The following is a 19,157-nucleotide window of genomic DNA, read 5'->3' as shown; positions in this document are numbered from 1 at the left end:
GATCGGCGCAAGGCGAAAATGCGCCTCCCCACGCTGGACAGCCCGCCCTGCGTTCCCTAATCGTTCGCGCGTGACTCTGCCCCCTGCATCCTTGCCCGACCTGCCCCCGCCCGATCCGTCGGACCCGCCCTATCTGCAAGGATTGAACGGGCCGCAGCGCCAGGCGGTGCTCACTACCGAAGGCCCGGTGCTGATGCTCGCGGGCGCCGGCACCGGCAAGACCGCGGCGCTGACGGCGCGCCTCGCGCATATCATGGCGACGCGCCGCGCCTGGCCGTCCGAAATCCTCGCGGTCACCTTCACCAACAAGGCGGCGCGCGAGATGCGCGAACGCATCGGGCGGATGATCGGTGACGCAGTCGAGGGCATGCCGTGGCTCGGCACCTTTCACAGCATCGCCGCCAAGATGCTCCGCCGCCACGCCGAACTGGTGGGCCTGCAAAGCAATTTCACCATCCTCGACACCGACGATCAGCTCCGCGTCCTCAAACAGTTGATCCAAGCCGAGGGGCTCGATGAAAAGCGCTGGCCCGCGCGCCAGCTCGCGGGCCTGATCGACAAATGGAAGAACCGCGGGCTGACCCCCGCCGACCTCGACGCAGCGGACAAGGAAGCCTATGCCGACGGCAAGGGGCAGCATTTCTATGCGCTCTATCAGGCGCGGCTGAAGACGCTCAACGCCTGCGACTTCGGCGACCTGCTGCTCCACATGCTGGTGATCCTCAAGAACCATCGCGACGTGCTCGAACAATATCAGGAGCGCTTCAAATATATCCTCGTCGACGAGTATCAGGACACCAACGCCAGCCAGTATCTCTGGCTCCGCCTGCTCGCGCAGCAGCGCAAGAATATCTGCTGCGTCGGCGACGATGATCAGTCGATCTATTCGTGGCGTGGCGCCGAGGTCGCGAACATCCTGCGCTTCGAAAAGGATTTTCCCGGCGCGACTGTCATTCGCCTCGAACAAAATTATCGCTCGACGCCGCAGATACTCGCCGCCGCGTCGGCGCTGATCGCGCAGAACAGTGGGCGGCTGGGCAAGACGCTGTGGACCGATCTCGACCCCGGCGACAAACTCCGCGTCGTCGGTGTGTGGGACGGGCCAGAGGAGGCGCGGCGGATCGGCGAGGAGCTCGAAACGCTTCAGCATCGCCAGGTCAGCCTCGACCGCGCCGCCATCCTCGTCCGCGCGCAGTTCCAGACCCGCGAATTCGAAGACCGCTTCATCGCGATCGGCATGCCGTATCGCATCGTCGGCGGCTTCCGCTTCTACGAGCGCGCCGAAATCCGTGATGCGCTTGCGTATCTGCGCCTCGTCCAGTCACCCGCCGACGACCTGGCGTTCGAACGCATCGTCAACATGCCGAAGCGCGGGCTTGGCGACAAGGCGCTCGCGCGTATCCACCAATATGCCCGCGCCGAACGCCTGCCGCTGCTGGGTGCCGCGGCGCGGATCACCGAAACCGACGAGCTGACCCCGCAGGCGCGCCGCCAGCTCGCCAATTTCGTCGCGCAGATGCGCGGCTGGCAAGGCAAGGCGAACGAGCTGTCGCACCCCGAACTGACGCAGCTGATCCTCGACGAATCGGGCTACACCGCGATGTTGCAGGCCGACCGCAGCGTCGAAGCCGCTGGCCGCCTCGAAAACCTGTCCGAACTCGTCCGCGCGATGGAGGAATATGATTCGCTCGAAGCTTTCCTCGAGCATGTCAGCCTGGTGATGGACCGCGACCAGAACGACGACAGCGAAACCGTCACCATCATGACGATCCACGCCGCCAAAGGCCTTGAATTCGATCATGTCTTCCTCGCGGGGTGGGAGGATGGCGTGTTCCCGTCGCAGCGTTCGATGGACGAAGGCGGAACTGCGAGTCTCGAGGAAGAACGCCGCCTCGCCTATGTCGCGATCACCCGCGCCCGCCAGCGCGCGAGCATTTATCACGCCGCCAACCGCCGCATTTACGGCCAGTGGATGAGCAGCATCCCCAGCCGCTTCATCGCCGAAATCCCACCCGAGCATGTCGACAGCGAAAACAGCTTCGGCGGCGGGCAAAGCCTGTGGCGCGCCAACTGGTCGGCGCAGGGCGACCCCTTCGCGCATGTGGCGGAACGGCAGCCGTCGCGGATCATGACACGCGGCCCGGCGTGGCAGCGCGCGACCGCGCAATCGTCGACGATCACCCGCGCCCCTGCCCCCAGCGAAAAAGGTCCGGCGGCATCGGTTGGCGCCAAGCCGCGCGCTGATCTGGCCATCGGCATGCGCGTGTTCCACGAAAAATTCGGCTATGGCGAAATCGCCGACATCGACGGCAACAAGCTGGAGGTCACCTTCGAACAGGCCGGCAGCAAGCGGGTTTTGGACAGCTTCGTTCAGCTCGCTTGAGTCTATTGTCAACTAGAACAGTTATGATATGTCATCCCACGCGGCCATCGAGTCGCGTTTTGGGAGAATCTTCAATGAAAATGAAGCTCTTAGCGGGCGTGATGGTGCTCGCCCTAGTCGGCTGTTCGGAACAAACATCCGAAGACGCAAGGGTGTCTGCCCCCGCCGACACCGAAGCCCCTGCGGTAGCGGAAGAAAATGCTGATGCCGCCGCAGCCCCGCGCATCGGCATCGAAGCCGCCCCCGGCGTCGCCTTCGACTATGCGTACACCTTCCGCCTCGTCGATAAACATATCGCCCGGGTGCAGGAGGAGCATGCCGCCGCCTGCGAAACATTGGGCGTCCAGCGTTGCCGCATCGTCGATGTCCGCTATCAGCTGAGCGACGAAAAGCTGGTCGAGGCGCAGACCCAGTTCAAGCTCGACCCCGGCATCGCGCGCAGGTTCGGCGCCAATGCGATCGCCAGCGTCGAAAAGGCCGAAGGCGTGCTCGCCGACGCCAGCGTTGCCGGTGAAGACGTCGGCACCGAAATCCTCGCCTCGCAGCAGCGCAGCGCCGGGTCGGAAGCCGAGATCGCCCGGCTGGAGGCGCGGCTGAAATCGGGCGGACTCGACAAGCGCGAGCGCGCCGAACTGCTCGCGCAGATCGGCCAGTTGCGCGGACAAGTTGGGGAAGAACGTCAAAGCCGCCGCGCTGGCGAGGCGCGAATCGCGTGGACCAGCGTCGCGTTTAACTATGTCAGCGACGGCGGCCTGCCCGGCATCGGCCACGAAAATCCCTTCGCCAACGCGGGCGAGACGCTGATGCGCAGCGGCAGCACCGCGCTGACCTTTGTCCTGACGCTTGGCGCCGCGATCCTGCCATGGGGTATCCTGCTCGCGCTGGTCATCGCCTTCTGGCGCAGCCGGTTCGTCGGGGCCGTCCGCCAGCAGTTGCGAACCACTCAGAAAGAACCGGATCCGGCGATCCCACCCGCGGGCTGACAATGGTAAGGGCGTCGCTGCCAGAGGTTCGCGGCGCCCAATACCGCTATCGCAACCACCGCATTTACCGAATCCATAAAGCAACGACGCAGATCAAGTGGTTAGCGATTGCCGAGACAGTCCGTCGCGATCGGTGGGATGATAGTTCGGGAAGGTCGCTGGTGGAGCCGAGGGGAATCGAACCCCTGACCTCTGCAGTGCGATTGCAGCGCTCTCCCATCTGAGCTACGGCCCCGCGACGGCGGCGTATTAACGGCACAGCCGAACAGTGGCAACGGCTTTTCTGACCATGGCCGTCACCGCCACGTAAAATCAAGGAATGGGGGTTCCGATGAGCAAAGCCTGGCATTTGACCAGCCGCCCGCAAGGGCTTCCGACGATGGCCAATTTCGCGCTCCGCGATTTGCCCGACGGTTCGCTTGAAGCCGACCAGTTGCGGGTCCGCAACCTGTGGCTGTCGGTCGATCCCTATATGCGCGGGCGGATGAACGACGCCAAAAGCTATGCCGCGAGTTTCCAGATCGACCAGCCGATGACCGGCGGGGCGATCGGTGAGGTGACCGAGAGCCGGATGGAGGGCTTTGCGCCCGGCGACCTGATCCTGCACATGGGCGGATGGCGCGACGGCGGCGTCGTCGGCCTCGACATGATGCCCAACAAGCTGCCTGCCGAAGCGCTGGCGGCGGGGCTGACCCCCCAGACCTTCCTCCACAATATGGGGCTGACCGGCGGCACCGCGTGGATCGGCCTGCTGCGCGTCGCCGCGGCAAAGCCGGGCGACACGATATTCGTCTCGGCCGCGGCGGGCGCCGTGGGATCGGCGGTGGTGCAGATCGCCAAGGCGCGCGAGATGACCGTCATCGGATCGGCAGGCGGCGCTGACAAATGCGCGTGGGTTAAGCAACTGGGCGCCGATGCGGTCGTCGATTACAAAGCGGGGCCGGTGCTGGCGGGACTGACGCAGGCGCTCGCCGAGCTCGGCAAGCCCGGCATCGACGTCTATTTCGACAATGTCGGCGGCGAACATCTCGACGCCGCCTTTGCGACCGCCAATGATTTCGCGCGCTTTGCGATCTGCGGGATGATCGACGTCTATAACGACGGCAAGGCGCAGGAGATGAAATATCTCATCCGCTCGATCCCGGCGCGGATCCGCATGGAAGGTTTTATCTACACCGACCAGTTCTTCGATTGCATGGAGGAATTCTACGCCGACATGGGCGCCCTGATCGCCAGCGGCGCGGTGACGATGCGCGAAACGGTGCACGAGGGGCTGGCGTCGGCTCCCGACGCCTTTCTGGGGCTGTTCGCGGGCGCCAATATGGGGAAGATGTTGGTTCGCCTGTAGCAGACGCCGCCGACGATCGATTGCGCGGCGCGATTTTCTCGGCAAGATGCACGGCATGGCGCGCGGCACCTTTCTCGTCCGATCTGTGCATGGCGGCGACATCACCGCCGTCGACGCGCATTCGGACCGTAGCTTTGCGCGGCACGCCCATGACGAGTTCGGCGTGGGCCTGATGACCGGCGGCGCCCAATATTCGTGGAGTGGCCGCGGCGCAGTCGAGGCCGCCCGGGGCCAGTTGATCACCGTCAACCCGGGCGAGGTCCACGATGGCAAGCCCATCGGGCAAGCGCGGGCCTGGTCCATGCTGTACATCCCGGCGCGGCTGGTCGGCGACATCGTTGCCGACGCAACCGAAGGCCAGATCGCGGTACGCGAGCTGCATCAGCCGGTGGTGACCAACCGGGCGTTGGCCGACCTGTTCGTTCAGGCCCGGGCTGCAGTGCTAAACGCCGACCCGGCGCGCGACTTGGGTGAAGACCTGATTGCCCTTTTCGCCGGCCTGATCGGCACCCGCCCCTTGGCGATCGGCAGGACCGACCGCCGAATATCGAGGCTGCGCGAGGCAATCGACGACGATCCGGCGGCGGCCCACGGCCTGCCCGCGATGGCCGCACAGGCGGGGTTCAGTCGCTTCCAGACGCTGCGGGCCTTTGCCCGTCTTACCGGCCTGACCCCGAACGCCTATATGGTGCAGAAGCGGCTCGACCTGGCGCGGCGGCGGATACGACGCGCGATGCCCCTGGCCGAAACCGCGATCGAAGCGGGCTTCGCCGATCAGAGCCACATGCACCGCGCCTTTGTCGCGCGCTATGGCTACACGCCGGGGCAGTATGCGCGCGCGCATCGCGTCCACGTTGCAAATTTGTGCAAGAACGATCCGATTACTGCGCACTAGACGGGCCACTCCCCTATCGGAGATCGGACAGATGACAGCGCACCCCACCAAAGTGAACGACATCGAACTGCGGGACATCGTCGCCGACGACTTCGACCGCATGCTTCACATCATCAATTGCGCGGCGGAAGCCTATCGCGGCGTTATCCCGCCCGATCGTTGGCATGAACCCTATATGCCCGCTGAGGCGCTGGCTTCGGAAATGGCCGACGGCGTCCTGTTCAGCGGTTGTTTCGCCGACGGCCAACTGGTCGGTGTGATGGGGGTGCAGGATCGCGGCACCGTCGACCTCATCCGCCATGCCTATGTCATGCCCGATCGTCAGGGAAGCGGCATCGGCGGGCAGCTGCTCCAACATATCTGCCGAGCCCGCAAGAAACCGATCTTGATCGGCACATGGCAGGCGGCCGACTGGGCAATCCGATTTTACGAGCGTCACGGTTTCGCGCGCGTGGCGAGCGACGATGCGGCGGCGCTATTGCGGACGTTCTGGAATATACCCGAGCGTCAGATCGAGACATCGGTCGTTCTGGCCTCGGAAATTCTTTCGCACCGCACCGTGCAGCGCTTATCCGCGGCGCGTGACGGCCAACTTGAAGCGCCGATCCGTGGTTGCTAGCTGCCGAAACCGACCGACAGGAACCCTGGGGTCGGGCCGTTCCAGCCGTCGTCGGGACCGTCCTGATCGTCGCGACGCGGCGCGGGTGCCGGTTTGCGGTCGTCGCGCGATCGGGGCGCTTTTGCCGGAGCTGCTTTGGCTTCGGCGGCCGGACGCGCCGGCGCTTTCTCCGCTTTCGCACCACCTCGACCCCGTCCGCTACGCTCCGACCGCGCGCGCCGGGGCTTGTCTTCGGCGTCGCTGGGTGCTGACGGCGCGGCATCGGCCACCGCAGCTCCGCCGCCATGGACGGGGATCTTATAGCCGGTCAGTTTCTGAATGCTGTCGATCGCCTCGTCATCCGACGGGCTGACCAGCGTGAAAGCGCGGCCCTTTGCACCGGCGCGGCCCGTCCGACCGATGCGGTGGACATAATCGTCGGGATGCCAGGGGGCGTCGAAGTTGAACACATGGCTGACGCCCTTGACGTCGAGACCGCGCGCCGCGACGTCGGATGCGACCAATATGTTGATCGTGCCATTCTTGAACCGTTCGAGTTCGGCGGTGCGGCTCGACTGGTCCATGTCGCCCTGAATCTCGCCGGCGTTATACCCCGAACGTTGCAGCACCTTTGCGAGTTCGCGTACCGTCGTCTTGCGATTGCAAAAGATGATCGCGGTGTTCACCTGCTCGGCCTCGATCAGCGCGCGCAGCGCGTCGCGCTTGCCGCGTTCGGACGTCTTGACCAGAAATTGTTCGATATTCTCGTTGCGGCTGGCCGGGCGCGCGACTTCGACCGTTTTCGGGTTCGACAGGAACTTGTCCGCCAGCCGCTTGATCGGTGCCGGCATGGTCGCCGAAAATAGCAAAGTCTGGCGATTCGCAGGCAGCTTGGTACAGATATTCTCGATGTCGGGGATGAACCCCATGTCGAGCATGCGGTCAGCCTCGTCGATCACCAGCAGGTTGCAGCCAGTGAGCAAAATCTTGCCGCGTTCGAACAAATCCATCAAGCGGCCCGGCGTCGCGATCAGCACGTCGACGCCCTTTTCCAGCGCCTTCACCTGATCGCCCATCTGCACACCGCCGATCAGCAGCGCCATCGACAGCTTGTGATATTTGCCATATTTCTCAAAATTCTCAGCGACCTGCGCCGCGAGCTCCCGCGTCGGCGCGAGGATCAGCGAGCGCGGCATCAGCGCGCGGGCGCGGCCGTGGGCGAGGATGTCGATCATCGGCAGGACGAACGACGCGGTCTTGCCGGTCCCCGTCTGGGCGATGCCGATAATGTCGCGCATCATCAGCACCGAGGGAATGACGCCGGCCTGGATCGGCGTCGCTTCGTCATAGCCCGACTCGTCGATGGCGCGTAAAAGTTCGTCGGAAAGGCCGATCTCGGCAAATTTCATAGGATTATCATGTCCGGAAATAGAGGTGACGCTCAGCCTTCCACGCAGGCGGCGCTGCGTCGGCCCTTGAGCAAATAGCGATGAAAAGTCAAGGAAAGGCGACGAAAGACGCGATCAATCGTCTTCGCGAACCGGAACCATCAACCGGAACTTGTCGATCTCGCACTTGGCGCCGGTGCGCGCGTGGATCTCGTCACGATCTTCGCAGAGCTGGCCGTCCTTGCTGCCCTGCATGTAAAAGCCCGCGTAAAAGTCGAGCGCCCGGCAGCCGCGATTGAGCTGCGCGCGCAACCGCTGCTTCTGCCGCGTGATGATGTCGATGCTGTCGCGCTGGACCGCCTGCATCCCCATGATGTTGCGCATCGCCACGCATTTGGGCGCTTTTTTCTCTTTCCAGACGATCGGAATTTCTGTCGCGCGCCGCGATTGCGTCGGCCCGGCAGCGAAATTGTTGAGCTGCGACCGCTGCGCGGGGACGCGAATGATCAGCTGCTGTTCGATCACCACCTGCCAGAACGAAGTGATCTGTTCGGGCGTCGGGGCGGCGATCGCGACCAGCGGTTCGGGCGCTGCGACCGGCGGCGACGCATCGGCAGCGGGCGCAGCCGCGGCAAACCACAGGAACGCCGCGGTCAGCACAGCCGCGCTGCCGCTCCTTCGGCGTCCTGACAAAAATCGCTACTCACCCGTCGCTCCCGCGTTCAAACCCGCTGGACGAAGCCATGCTATTCATCCAACGCTCGCTTTAACAGCCATGATTGAACATCAAATGAACTATTGCCACCCCCGCCGCGCACCTGCGCCGCCAAAAACAACGACCGAAGCGGCGTGACGCGTGCGCCGTCGCCTTCGCTGCTCGCCGCGCTGGCCCAGCTTCTGGGACCGAAGGGCTACACTACCGACACCGACGCGATGGCGCCGTGGCTGACCGACTGGCGCGGCAAATATAGCGGACGCAGCGCGGCGATGCTGTCGCCCGCCTCGACCGCCGAGGTCGCAGCCGCCGTTCGCCTGTGCGCCGACGCCGAAGTGGCGCTGGTCCCGCAGGGCGGCAACAGCGGCATGGTCGGCGGCGCCACCCCCGACGCAGGCGGCGACCAGTTGCTGCTCAGCCTGCGCCGGATGAACCGCGTGCGGTCGGTCGACACCGCGGCGCAGATCGCGGTGGCCGAGGCCGGGGTCATCCTCGAAACCTTCCATCACGAAGCCCTGGCGCACGGCCTGCGCTTCCCGTTGACCCTGGGCGGCAAGGGATCAGCGACGATCGGCGGCCTGGTATCGACCAACGCCGGCGGAACCCAGGTGCTGCGCCACGGCACGATGCGCGCGCTGGTTGCAGGGATCGAAGCGGTGCTCCCCGACGGCAGCATCTTCGATGGTCTCGCACCGCTCAAAAAGGACAATCGCGGTTACGACCTGCGCCACCTGCTATGCGGCGCCGAGGGGACGCTGGGCATCGTCACCGCCGCCAGCCTGCACCTAGTCCCCGCGGCGGCGGCGCGGCGCACCGCCTGGATCGCGATCGATTCGCCCGCGCGCGCGCTCCTGCTGCTTCGCCGGCTCGACGCCAGCATCGGGCGCGAGCTCGAAGGGTTCGAGATCGTCCCGCATGCGTGCCTCGATGCTGTGCTGCGCCATATTCCGCAAACCCGCGCCCCGATCGCCGCGGCGCATCCCTGGTATGTGCTGGCCGAACTGGCGGGTAAGAGTGATCAGGCGCTTGGCGGTGCATTGGAACGCGAACTTGCGGCCGCGCTCGACACCGGGTTGATCCGCGATGTCGTGATCGCCAAGAACGACCGCGAGAGCGAGGACTTCTGGCGTCTGCGCGACTCCATTTCGGAAGCCGAACGCGCCGAGGGCCCGGCGTTGCAGCACGACGTCAGCGTCCCCGTTGACCTGATGCCGACCTTCATCGCCGAAAACCCCGCCCGGCTGAAACAGGCCTTCCCCGGCGCGCGGGCGCTGTCATTCGGGCATCTGGGCGACGGCAATGTCCATCACCATGTCCAGCCCCCGGTGGGCGCCGACGGCGCCGCGTGGCTCGCGGCGCATGGTGCGGCGGTCAGCCGGCTGGTCTATGCGCATGTCATCGAACTCGGCGGATCGCTGTCGGCCGAACATGGCATCGGCCAGATGAAACGCGCCATCATGGCCGAGCTCGACAGCCCGGCGCGCCTCGCGGCGCTGCGCGCGATCAAGGCGGGGCTCGACCCCGCCGGCATCTTCAACCCCGGCAAGCTGATCGACTGACGCTTTGCTCGTCGCGCGCCATCGCCCCCTTGCGCCGCGGGGCGCGGGTCAATAAGGCGCGCTGTTATCTTTTTCGTCCCGGCTGGTCGGGACACCCTACCGGAGTTTTATCATGGCCACTGCGCCCGCCCCTGCCAACCTGCCGCTGTTCTACAAAGACCTCGTTCCGCTTTCGAGCGTCGAGCATGCCGATTTCCACGCGCGTCCGATGGACAAGGCCGATTTCCTGATCAACCAGCACGCCGTCCCGTTGACGTCGGATGAATTCGTTTCGGCATGTCGCTTTTTCCCGATCGTGTTTTCGGCCGGCGACAACCCGGTCCCGCTCGCGCTGATGGGCCTCAACGAAGGTGTGAACACCTTCGTTGATGACGAAGGCAAGCTGCTCAACCCGGTCTATGTCCCGGCCTACGTCCGCCGCTATCCGTTCCTGCTCGCCCGGCTGCAGCAGGGGTCGGAAGAATTGTCGCTGTGCTTCGATCCCACCTCGAACGCGATCGGCAAGTTCGACGAAGGCGACGCGCTGTTCGAAAACGGCCAGCCGACCGCCCCGGTTCAGGCCATTCTGGAATTCTGCAAGAATTTCGAAGAAGCCGGTCAGCGCACCGGATTTTTCGTCGAAGAACTCAAGAAAGCCGATTTGCTGATCGAAGGCGAAGTCAGCATCCAGCAGGAAGGCAGCGACAAGCCCTATATCTATCGCGGCTTCCAGATGGTTGACGAGAACAAACTGCGCGAGCTGCGCGGTGACGTGCTGCGCAAGCTGATGCAGAACGGCATTCTCAGCCTGATCTTCGCGCATCTTTTCTCGCTGCAGCTGATGCGCGAAGTGTTTGCCGAGCAGGTAAAGGCTGGCAAAGTGCCGGAAATTCAGGAAATTCCGACGATCTGAGGAGCATGATGCCGATGGCCACCCTGGCAGACCCCGCCGGCGCCGCCGGTTCGCGTTATACCAAGGTGGCCATCTGGCTTCACTGGCTCATCGGCTTGGCGGTCATCGCCAATATCGGCCTTGCCATGTTGACCGAGGACATGCCGCGCGAAACGCATCGCGCCGCGATGGACGTGCACAAGGCGCTGGGCATCACGATCTTGGCGCTGACGATCCTCCGTATCCTGTGGCGGCTGGGCCACAGGCCGCCGCCGCTGCCCGCCGCGACACCTGCCTGGCAACGACCGCTCAGCCGGGTCGTACACTTTCTCTTCTACGCGCTGCTGATCCTGCTGCCGCTGTCGGGCTGGGTGTGGATGTCGGCCGCCGACCGGCCCATCGACTTTTTCGGGCTGACGACGATCCCGACGATCGTTGCACCGAACGAGGGTCTGGCCGATGCGATGCACGACCGGCACGAAATGCTCGGCCTCGCCATGCTGGCGCTCGCCGCGATCCATATCCTCGCGGCGCTGAAGCATCAGTTTGTCGATCGAACCGGACTGATCGGGCGGATGAACCCCTTTTGACGCAGGTCTTAGCCACGGCGTCAAAAATCGACGGCAATGCCCTTCAGTTCCCAGTCACCATAGCGCACTGGGTTGCGCCCGCCCGGCTGGTCCTCGGCCTTTTCCTCGCGGATCGGCGCCGGGGGTGGTACCGGGCTGCTGGTCCAGTCGGCAGGCGCCTTCACATGTGCGGGACGCTTCGCCGCACGCGGTGTCCCGCCGATGGTTTCCGTTTCGCTGCGTTCGGTCATAACGCAGCCTGTATAGGATTTTTCATGCGTCACGCCAACCGCGTCGAATATCATCATGGTTGATCGCCGCCGGCGCCCAAAGCAACGGGCCCAGAATGAGCCCGATCCCCCCGGCACCGCACCGCGCCGCGCCGCCTTGCGGCTGGTCGATGCGATCTTGCGCCGCGGCGACCCGCTCGACGTCGCGATGCACGCGGCGGCGCAGGGACTGACTGGCGCCGACCGCGCCTTTGCGGTGGCGATCGCGTCCGAAACCTTGCGCTGGATGGTCGACATCGACGCGCTGATCGACAGCGCGACGGCGCAGATTCTACCCGAAGACGTCAAGTCGCGTGCGGTGCTGCGAATCGCGCTGGCGCAGCTGCTCGTCCTCAAAAGCCCAGCGCATGCCGTCGTGGCGACCGCGCTGCCGCTCGTCGCGGGTGGCCCGCGGCGGCTGGTCCACGCGATCCTGTCGCGCGCGCAGCAGGACGAATGGCGGCTGCCCGACCGCGCTACCCTGCCCCTGCCCACCGCCGAACGATGGGCCGAGCAATGGGGTCTGGCGACGGTCGAAGCCGCCGAAGCCGCGTGGAGCGTGCCGCCGCCAATCGACCTCAGCTTCGCCGCCGAACCGGGCGCGGAGGAATGGCCCGATGCGATATCGCTCGCGCCGCATCATCGCCGCCTGCCGCGCGGTCAGGCGGTCGAGGCGATGCCGGGCTATAACGAAGGCGGCTGGTGGATTCAGGATCTGGCGGCGAGCCTTCCCGCGCGCCTGCTTGGGTCGGGCGATGGGCGCACCGTACTCGACCTGTGCGCGGCACCGGGCGGCAAGACGATGCAGCTGGCAGCCGCTGGCTGGCAGGTCGTCGCGGTCGATGCCAACGCCAAGCGCCTCGAACGATTGAGCGCCAATATGGCGCGCACCGGGCTGGCGGCCGAGATCGTGCAGGCCGACATCCGGTCATGGACGCCCGCCGCGCCCGCCGACGCGGTGCTGCTCGACGCGCCCTGTTCGGCGACCGGCATCTTCCGTCGTCATCCCGATGTGCTGCACCGGATCGAACCGCGCCAGATCGACGAGATGGCGGTGTTGCAAACCGAATTGCTGGCGCGCGCCGCGCGCTGGGTCAAGCCCGGCGGCACCCTGATCTATGCCACCTGCTCGCTCGAGCGCGCCGAGGGTGAGGATCAGGTCGCGACGTTCCTCACGAGCCATTCTTCGTGGCGCGTTGATCCGGTGCGCGCGGACGAACTGCCCGACGCCATCGCACCCGATACCAACGGTTTTGTCCGCACCCTGCCCGGCGTCCTGAGCTACGCTGGCGGGCTCGACGGCTTCTTCGTCGCGCGGCTGCGGGCGCCAGCGGGCTAGCGCACCCGCCAGCGCCCGCTAGCGTCAAAACACCGCCTTCGGCGCATCTTCCTTCATCATCGCTGCGCGCACCATCGGGATCGGCGGGCCGCCGTACGACAGGAACTCGTCGTGGAACGCCTTCCACTTCGTGCGGTCGCCTTTTGTCCAATCCTCGCGCAGCTTGCGGATCATCAGCTTGCCCAGGGTGTAGTTGAGGTAGAGCGGATCATAGGTGCCGCGCGCCGCCTGTTGCCGCGCATTGCCTTCGTCCTGATAGCATTGCTCCTTGAACAGCTTTTCCGAATCCGCGACGGTCATTCCCTTGGTGTGCAGCCCAATGGCGGAGAGATAGCGGCAGTTGCGCAGCAGCGCGTTCGACAGCTGGCCGATATGCGTCTCGGGATCGCCCGCGCCCAGCCCGGCATCCCACATCATTTCCTCGGTATAATGCGCCCAGCCCTCGGCAAAGGCATAGCCGACGAACAGCTTGCCAAAGATGCTCTCCGCCCGGTTCGCGTGAAGGAAGTTGAGGAAGTGACCCGGCCATACTTCGTGGACCGACGTAAACATCAGATCCTTGCGCCCTGGCACAAAATCGGCCTGTGTTTGCGCGTCCCAGCTCGGATCGGGCGGCGAGATATAATAGACCGACGGCAGGCCTTTTTCATACGGCCCCGGAATGTCGATATAGGCGCTGTTCTGCCGGTTGTACGGCGGCGATTCCTCGACCTGCGCCTGCTCGGTGCCCGGGATCGACACCAGATCCTTTTCGACCAGAAAGGCGCGCAGCGCCGGCAACTGGCGCCGTGCCTCGGCCACCGGGCCGTCGGCGGGCTTGTCGGCATTCATCTTTTTCATGCACTCGCCGATCGTCATCCCCGCGGCATAGGTCGCGCACGCGGCCTTCAGTGCATCCTGATTGCGCTTGAGGTCGGCCTGACCGATGCGTTCCAGCTCGTCGAGCGGGGTGTCGACCCCCTCATTGGTCAGGATCATCTTGGCAAATTTGTCGGCGCCCAGCGCATAGCCGTCGGCGGTTCCCGGCTGCGATCCGACATATTCCGCCAAATCGGTCATCGCCGCCCCGGCCTTCGCCGCGGCTTCGTCGAACTGCTTCTGCAGCGCCGCGTCCTTCACCTCCGCGAATGCCGCCTTGGCGTCGCCGGTGTAATAATCGGCGAAGCCACCGAAACCCGCGGTGCCATATTTGACGAAGGTCGCGGGCAGCGGTAGCTTCAGATTGGCCTTGATCTGCGCCGCTGCGGCAGGCACTTTTTCGGCATAGGCGATGAACGCTTTCATTCGCGTCGTCGCGTCGGCGTATGGCCGCGCGATATAGACATTGGGGTCGAGCGCACCGGTGTAATAGGACGGGTTTTTCGCCGCGAAATCGGTATCGCGCAGGAAGAACAGCTGGCCCTGCGCGACATGCACCAGATAATCGCGCTCGAACTTTTCGGCCGCCGTCATTTCGCCATCGAATGCCTTGGCATCGGTGATGGTTTTTTCGAGATAGGCCGCCTGCTTCTCGATCCCCTCGGGTGACCAGTCGGGCAATTGCCCGTCAAATTCATGCTTGCCCTGATAGACCGCAAAGGTCGGGTTAAGCGGGAAATAGCCGGCAAGAAACTTGTCGCGAAAATCGGTCCAGTTTTTCGCATCCGGCGCGGTCGCGGACTTGTTGTCCGACGCGTTGCAGGCGGTCAGTACCAGCAGCGCCCCGGCCATGGCGGCACCGCCAAAGCGGGCGAATTTGCGTGTCATTCGGCTATCTCCCTGGATTTGCATGGCGCCGTTTCTGCCACCCGTGCGGGCCAATGGCATCCGATAATCGACGAACGGCGCCAGCAACGCCACTGGACAGCGGCAAAAAGCCGTTTAGGGCAAAGGGCGATGGCGACGATCCCACCCGCAGACGGCGACGAACCGGTGATGCTGGCAGCAACGCCCAAAGCTCCCTCCCCGCTCAGCTTTCCCGACTATCGCTATTTCTGGCTGGCCCGTTTCACCGCAGTGATGGCGACGATGGCGATGGTCGTGGTCATCGGGTACCAGCTCTATGACACCGCACGCACCGATTATGGCATGTCGATCCGCGAGGCGTCGTTCCAGCTTGGCCTGCTCGGGCTGGTCCAGTTCATCCCGCTGGCGATCCTGACCCCCGTCGCGGGCTGGGTCGCTGACCGCGTCGAGCGGCGCAAGGTCGCGATCTTTGCCAATATGATCGACCTGGTCATCGCGGCTCTGCTCGGCTGGTTTACGTGGATCGACGCGCTCACCTTGCCGCTGCTTTTCGCTTTGGCCGCGCTGCACGGCGTTGCACGCGTTTTTGTCGGTCCGGCGATGAGCGCCATCGCCCCCAATATCGTCCCCCCCGCCGTTCTGCCGCGCGCCATCGCGATGAGCAGCATCGCGTGGCAGTCGGCGTCGGTCGTCGGCCCTGCCGCGGGCGGGCTGATCTATGCCGCGCACCCCGCGTCGGTCTATGTTTTCGCCGCAATCCTGCTCGCCTTCTCGGCGTTCACGATCAGCCGCGTGCGCCCGGTGCTGCCCCCGCCGACCGACGTGCGCCGTCATCCGCTGCGCGAGATGGCCGACGGCCTGCAATTCACCTGGCGCGAACGCTTCCTGCTCGGGACGATCACGCTCGACCTGTTTGCGGTGATCCTGTCGGGTGCGACCGCGCTGCTGCCGGTCTTTGCGCGCGACATCCTGCAAACCGGATCGGAAGGGCTCGGCTTCCTGCGTGCCGCCCCTGCGGTCGGGGCGGCGGTCGTCGCGCTTGGCCTTGCGTTCCGTCCGATCGAGCGCAACGTCGGGGTCAAGATGCTGTGGGCAGTCGCGGCCTTCGGCGCCGGGACGGTTGCGTTCGGCTTTTCAACCAATTTCTTCCTCTCGCTCGCCTTGCTCGTGCTGATGGGCGCCGCCGATATGTTCTCGGTGTTCGTGCGCGGCACGCTGATCCAGCTCAACACCCCCGATCATATGCGCGGTCGCGTCAGCGCGGTGTCGGGGCTGGCGATCTCGGCGTCGAACGAACTCGGGGAAATGCGCGCCGGGTCGATGGCGGCAGCCTTCGGCCCGATTCCAGCCGTCGTCTTCGGCGGTGTCGCGGCAATCGGCGTCACCGCGCTCTGGGCGTGGCTGTTTCCCGAATTGCGGCGCGCGCGGACGTTCGAGCCGCAATTCAAACAACCGGCTGGCTAGCCCAAACCATTCACCGCATTTGCCCGTCAACCTGTCTATTGCTTATTGTCAATTTAAATACTTGAGTTATCTCTTGGTCACCCGTCACCGCGGTTCCCCCTCTCTCCCTTCGATGGAGCGACCGCTATGCATGACCTGACTATCCAGCATAAGATCCTGACTATCCCCGGCCTGAACAACAGCGGCCCGGCCCATTGGCAAAGCCTGTGGGAACGCCGTTTCGCCAATTGCGAACGCGTCGACCTTGGCCAGTGGGACGACCCAGAAAAGGACGTATGGGTCGAGCGGATCGCCGCCGCGATCGACGCCGAGCACGACCCCGTCCTGATCGTCGCGCACAGCCTCGGCTGCCACGCCTTTGCACACTGGTTCGCCGGGGCGAGCAGTGTCGCGCGCGACCGGATCGTCGGTGCGCTGCTCGTCGCACCGCCCGACCTCACCCAGCTGCGCCGCAATCACCGCATCGCCAGCTTTACCGATTCGCCCGCACTGTCGTCGCAGACGCCGATGATCGTCGTCGCCAGCGATGACGATCCTTATGCGAAAACCGCGCATGTCTGGCGCCTGTCGCGGCATTGGGACGCGCGCTTCGTCAACGCGGGACCGTTCGGCCACATCAATGCCGACTCGCGGATCGGCGACTGGCCTTATGGACAGTATCTGCTCGCCTCGTTACAACCCGCGCCGACGCCGGCCCTGGCGGACGAGGCCCGCTGGCTCCGCGCCGGCGACTGGCCAAATCGCGTCCGCCGCGACCCGCGGTTCGAATCCAACGAAAGAGCGCACCGATCATGAAAGCCAATTCGATCCTCGATACCATCGGCAACACGCCGCACATCCGCATGGGCAAGCTGTTCCCGGGCGCCGAAGTCTGGGTGAAGTCGGAACGCAGCAATCCCGGCGGGTCGATCAAGGATCGCATCGGCCTCGCCATGATCGAGGCCGCCGAAGCCGACGGCAGCCTCAAGCCCGGCGGCACCATCGTCGAGCCGACGTCGGGTAACACCGGCATCGGCCTGGCGATGGCCGCCGCGGTCAAGGGATATAAGCTTGTCCTCGTCATGCCCGAAAGCATGTCGATCGAGCGCCGCCGGTTGATGCTTGCGTACGGCGCGACCTTTGACCTGACCCCGCGTGAAAAGGGCATGAAAGGTGCCATCGAGCGTGCGATCGAGCTGGTCGAGACGACGCCCGGCGCGTGGATGCCGCAACAGTTTGAAAATGAAGCCAATATCGACGTCCATGTCCGCACCACCGGTCCCGAAATCCTCGCCGATTTCAAGGATACCCCGATCGACGCGCTGATCACCGGGGTCGGCACCGGCGGTCACATCACCGGCACGGCGCAGTTCCTCAAAGCCCATTGGCCGAACCTGAAAGTGTTCGCGGTCGAGCCCGAAGCCTCGCCGGTCATTTCGGGCGGCCAGCCCGCGCCGCACCCGATCCAGGGCATCGGCGCGGGGTTCATCCCGCGCAACCTGCACACCGACCTGCTCGACGGGGTGATCAAGGTCGACGCCGCCGATGCGAAGGCTTACGCACGCCGCGCCGCGACCGAGGAAGGCATGCTGGTCGGCATCTCGTCGGGCGCGACGCTTGCCGCCATCGCGCAGAAACTGGCCGAGCTTCCCCCGGGCAGCCGGGTGCTCGGTTTCAACTACGACACCGGCGAGCGTTACCTGTCGGTTCCCGATTTTCTCCCGGAGATCTGAGGCCAGCGCATGCCCCTTAAGGGTGATTCATCGGCGTTGCCCGCGCGGCGCGACTGGACCGGCTGGCTGTTCGTGCTGCTCGCGGCCTTGGCAATCGGCGTCGTTCTCCATGCGAGCAATCTGCACGGCAGCGGCGCCCTAGCCGCGCGCCCGCACCCCGTCGCGCCGCCCGCCGACGTCGTCCCCGAAGTGCTGCCGATGGAATTCGCCCCGGTCGCGGAGGACGACGCCCGCGCCGCCAATGCGCGCATCGCGCTGGTCACCAATGGCTTCATCGCACCGCGCCCCTTCATCTACGCCGGAAACGGCGACGCGCGGCTGCGCGCCCGCGACTGCCTTGCCGCCGCGATGATCTATGAAGCGGGCGACGACGCAAAGGGTCAGCAGGCGGTCGGTCAGGTCATCATCAACCGCGCCCGACATCCCGCCTTCCCCAAATCGATTTGCGGTGTCGTGTTTCAGGGGTCCGACCGCGTCACCGGCTGCCAGTTCACCTTCACCTGCGACGGCGCGCTCGGTCGCCGCTATTCGGACGCGGCGTGGACGCGCGCGCAGGATATTGCCGACATGATGCTCTCGGGCGGCACCTACCCGCCCGTCGGCCTCGCGACCCACTATCACACCGACTGGGTCCGCCCCTATTGGAGCGACAGCCTCGAAAAGATTGCGATCGTCGATACCCATTTGTTCTTCCGCTGGCCCGGCTATTGGGGCACCCCGGGCGCCTTCCGCGGCGCCGTATCGGGCGGCGACGCGCCGGTCGCCAAGATGGCGGCGCTATCGCCCTTGCACGCCATCGCGCTGGGTCTGCCCACCGAAGTTGCCGCGGGCGTCGATGCCAATGCCGCGGTCGGCGAGGCGCGCGTCGTCGTCGGCGCGGGCGAAGCAGCAGGCCGCGACACCATCTACACTCAACTCGACCGCCGCGCCGCGCCCGAAAGCTTCGTGACGACCGCGCTGCGCCTGTGCGGCGACAAGCCCTATTGCAAATTCATGGGCTGGACCAACCCGGTACTGAAACCCGACAGCGACGCGATGAGCGACACGCAGCGCGCCGCGATGACCTTTTCCTACCTGCGCGACGACAAGGCGGGGTTCGAAAAGGCGCTGTGGAATTGCAGCGAGTACAAGCGCGACGATGTGCGCCAGTGCATGAAGCGGTAGGGCACGATCGCGTGCTTGGGGATGGTGAACCGCCCTTGCCTTCTTTCGTCACCCCGGGTTGGATCCGGGATCGGGCCGACGCAAGGGCCGCGCAATATTCCAAAGTTCAGGAAAGTTCAGCCCTATGCGCGGCTGATTTGGGCCTCGCGAGGCGCTGAACGCTCGCGCCGTGTGC

17 protein-coding genes and 1 tRNA gene are annotated in these 19,157 nt (G+C 65.1%); 13 read left to right on the top strand and 5 right to left on the bottom strand.

Annotated elements, in window-relative coordinates; all coding sequences use genetic code 11:
* Positions 1 to 70: 70 nt before the first annotated feature.
* On the top strand, positions 71 to 2,383 hold the full coding sequence (locus ACTIFP_RS05495) for an ATP-dependent helicase (protein WP_439567701.1): 2,313 nt from the start codon (positions 71 to 73) through the stop codon (positions 2,381 to 2,383).
* A 74-nt stretch (positions 2,384 to 2,457) separates the two neighbouring features.
* Complete coding sequence (locus ACTIFP_RS05490; RefSeq protein WP_439567700.1) at positions 2,458 to 3,366, top strand: DUF4349 domain-containing protein; 909 nt, start codon at positions 2,458 to 2,460, stop codon at positions 3,364 to 3,366.
* A gap of 159 nt (positions 3,367 to 3,525) precedes the next feature.
* Here the strand turns inward: ACTIFP_RS05490 and ACTIFP_RS05485 are convergent.
* Positions 3,526 to 3,601: transfer RNA gene (locus ACTIFP_RS05485), tRNA-Ala, on the bottom strand.
* A 96-nt stretch (positions 3,602 to 3,697) separates the two neighbouring features.
* On the opposite strand from ACTIFP_RS05485, the gene ACTIFP_RS05480 reads away from it, so the two are divergent.
* Genes ACTIFP_RS05480 through ACTIFP_RS05470 form a run of 3 tightly spaced genes read left to right on the top strand, consistent with a single transcriptional unit; the run spans position 3,698 to position 6,228 of the window.
* The gene (locus ACTIFP_RS05480) at positions 3,698 to 4,714 is read left to right on the top strand and encodes an NADP-dependent oxidoreductase (RefSeq protein ID WP_439567699.1); all 1,017 of its coding nucleotides are present in this window, start codon (positions 3,698 to 3,700) and stop codon (positions 4,712 to 4,714) included.
* A gap of 55 nt (positions 4,715 to 4,769) precedes the next feature.
* Positions 4,770 to 5,609: a helix-turn-helix domain-containing protein gene (locus ACTIFP_RS05475; protein WP_439567698.1), complete on the top strand. Its 840-nt coding sequence runs from the start codon at positions 4,770 to 4,772 to the stop codon at positions 5,607 to 5,609.
* 52 nt (positions 5,610 to 5,661) lie between these two features.
* Positions 5,662 to 6,228, top strand: a complete 567-nt coding sequence (locus ACTIFP_RS05470; protein ID WP_439567697.1) for a GNAT family N-acetyltransferase — start codon at positions 5,662 to 5,664, stop codon at positions 6,226 to 6,228.
* Here the strand turns inward: ACTIFP_RS05470 and ACTIFP_RS05465 are convergent.
* Together ACTIFP_RS05465 and ACTIFP_RS05460 are read right to left on the bottom strand one after the other, a co-directional pair.
* A complete protein-coding gene (locus ACTIFP_RS05465) occupies positions 6,225 to 7,616 on the bottom strand; it encodes a DEAD/DEAH box helicase (RefSeq protein ID WP_439567696.1) in 1,392 nt (463 codons plus the stop codon). The genes ACTIFP_RS05470 and ACTIFP_RS05465 overlap by 4 nt on opposite strands.
* Before the next feature lie 114 nt (positions 7,617 to 7,730).
* Entirely contained in the window at positions 7,731 to 8,255 is a 525-nt protein-coding gene (locus ACTIFP_RS05460) for a hypothetical protein (protein ID WP_439567695.1), read from the bottom strand.
* A 189-nt stretch (positions 8,256 to 8,444) separates the two neighbouring features.
* Here ACTIFP_RS05460 and ACTIFP_RS05455 point away from each other — a divergent pair, with 189 nt between their 5' ends.
* The 3 genes from ACTIFP_RS05455 to ACTIFP_RS05445 all read left to right on the top strand — a co-directional run bounded on the left by ACTIFP_RS05455 (position 8,445) and on the right by ACTIFP_RS05445 (position 11,330).
* Positions 8,445 to 9,869 (top strand): FAD-binding oxidoreductase, encoded by a 1,425-nt coding sequence (locus tag ACTIFP_RS05455; protein WP_439567694.1) that lies wholly within the window; start codon positions 8,445 to 8,447, stop codon positions 9,867 to 9,869.
* A gap of 112 nt (positions 9,870 to 9,981) precedes the next feature.
* Complete coding sequence (locus ACTIFP_RS05450; RefSeq protein ID WP_439567693.1) at positions 9,982 to 10,761, top strand: SapC family protein; 780 nt, start codon at positions 9,982 to 9,984, stop codon at positions 10,759 to 10,761.
* 14 nt (positions 10,762 to 10,775) lie between these two features.
* Positions 10,776 to 11,330 carry a cytochrome b gene (locus ACTIFP_RS05445; RefSeq protein ID WP_439567692.1) on the top strand — a complete coding sequence of 185 codons (555 nt, stop codon included), beginning with the start codon at positions 10,776 to 10,778 and terminating at the stop codon, positions 11,328 to 11,330.
* 20 nt (positions 11,331 to 11,350) lie between these two features.
* Here the strand turns inward: ACTIFP_RS05445 and ACTIFP_RS05440 are convergent, their stop codons facing one another.
* Positions 11,351 to 11,617, bottom strand: a complete 267-nt coding sequence (locus ACTIFP_RS05440) for a DUF1674 domain-containing protein (protein WP_439567691.1) — start codon at positions 11,615 to 11,617, stop codon at positions 11,351 to 11,353.
* On the opposite strand from ACTIFP_RS05440, the gene ACTIFP_RS05435 reads away from it, so the two are divergent.
* The gene (locus ACTIFP_RS05435) at positions 11,616 to 12,917 is read left to right on the top strand and encodes an RsmB/NOP family class I SAM-dependent RNA methyltransferase (RefSeq protein ID WP_439567690.1); all 1,302 of its coding nucleotides are present in this window, start codon (positions 11,616 to 11,618) and stop codon (positions 12,915 to 12,917) included. The two genes, ACTIFP_RS05440 and ACTIFP_RS05435, sit on opposite strands and share 2 nt — an antisense overlap.
* Positions 12,918 to 12,941: 24 nt before the next feature.
* Here ACTIFP_RS05435 and ACTIFP_RS05430 read toward each other — a convergent pair whose 3' ends face one another.
* On the bottom strand, positions 12,942 to 14,663 hold the full coding sequence (locus ACTIFP_RS05430) for a DUF885 domain-containing protein (protein ID WP_439567689.1): 1,722 nt from the start codon (positions 14,661 to 14,663) through the stop codon (positions 12,942 to 12,944).
* Positions 14,664 to 14,792: 129 nt separating this feature from the next.
* Between ACTIFP_RS05430 and ACTIFP_RS05425 the strand changes: the two genes are divergently transcribed.
* From ACTIFP_RS05425 to ACTIFP_RS05410, 4 genes are all read left to right on the top strand, one after another.
* Complete coding sequence (locus ACTIFP_RS05425; protein ID WP_439567688.1) at positions 14,793 to 16,106, top strand: MFS transporter; 1,314 nt, start codon at positions 14,793 to 14,795, stop codon at positions 16,104 to 16,106.
* 126 nt (positions 16,107 to 16,232) lie between these two features.
* The gene (locus ACTIFP_RS05420) at positions 16,233 to 16,901 is read left to right on the top strand and encodes an RBBP9/YdeN family alpha/beta hydrolase (protein WP_439567687.1); all 669 of its coding nucleotides are present in this window, start codon (positions 16,233 to 16,235) and stop codon (positions 16,899 to 16,901) included.
* On the top strand, positions 16,898 to 17,818 hold the full coding sequence (cysK, locus tag ACTIFP_RS05415; protein ID WP_439567686.1) for a cysteine synthase A: 921 nt from the start codon (positions 16,898 to 16,900) through the stop codon (positions 17,816 to 17,818). Before ACTIFP_RS05420 ends, cysK begins: the two co-directional genes overlap by 4 nt.
* Before the next feature lie 9 nt (positions 17,819 to 17,827).
* A complete protein-coding gene (locus ACTIFP_RS05410) occupies positions 17,828 to 18,982 on the top strand; it encodes a cell wall hydrolase (protein WP_439567685.1) in 1,155 nt (384 codons plus the stop codon).
* Positions 18,983 to 19,157: the final 175 nt, after the last annotated feature.

It is taken from the genome of Sphingopyxis sp., assembly GCF_051861155.1.
Classification (GTDB): Bacteria; Pseudomonadota; Alphaproteobacteria; order Sphingomonadales; family Sphingomonadaceae; genus Sphingopyxis.
Note: the sequence above shows the minus strand (reverse complement) of the source record. Positions and strands in the feature narration are given on the sequence as shown.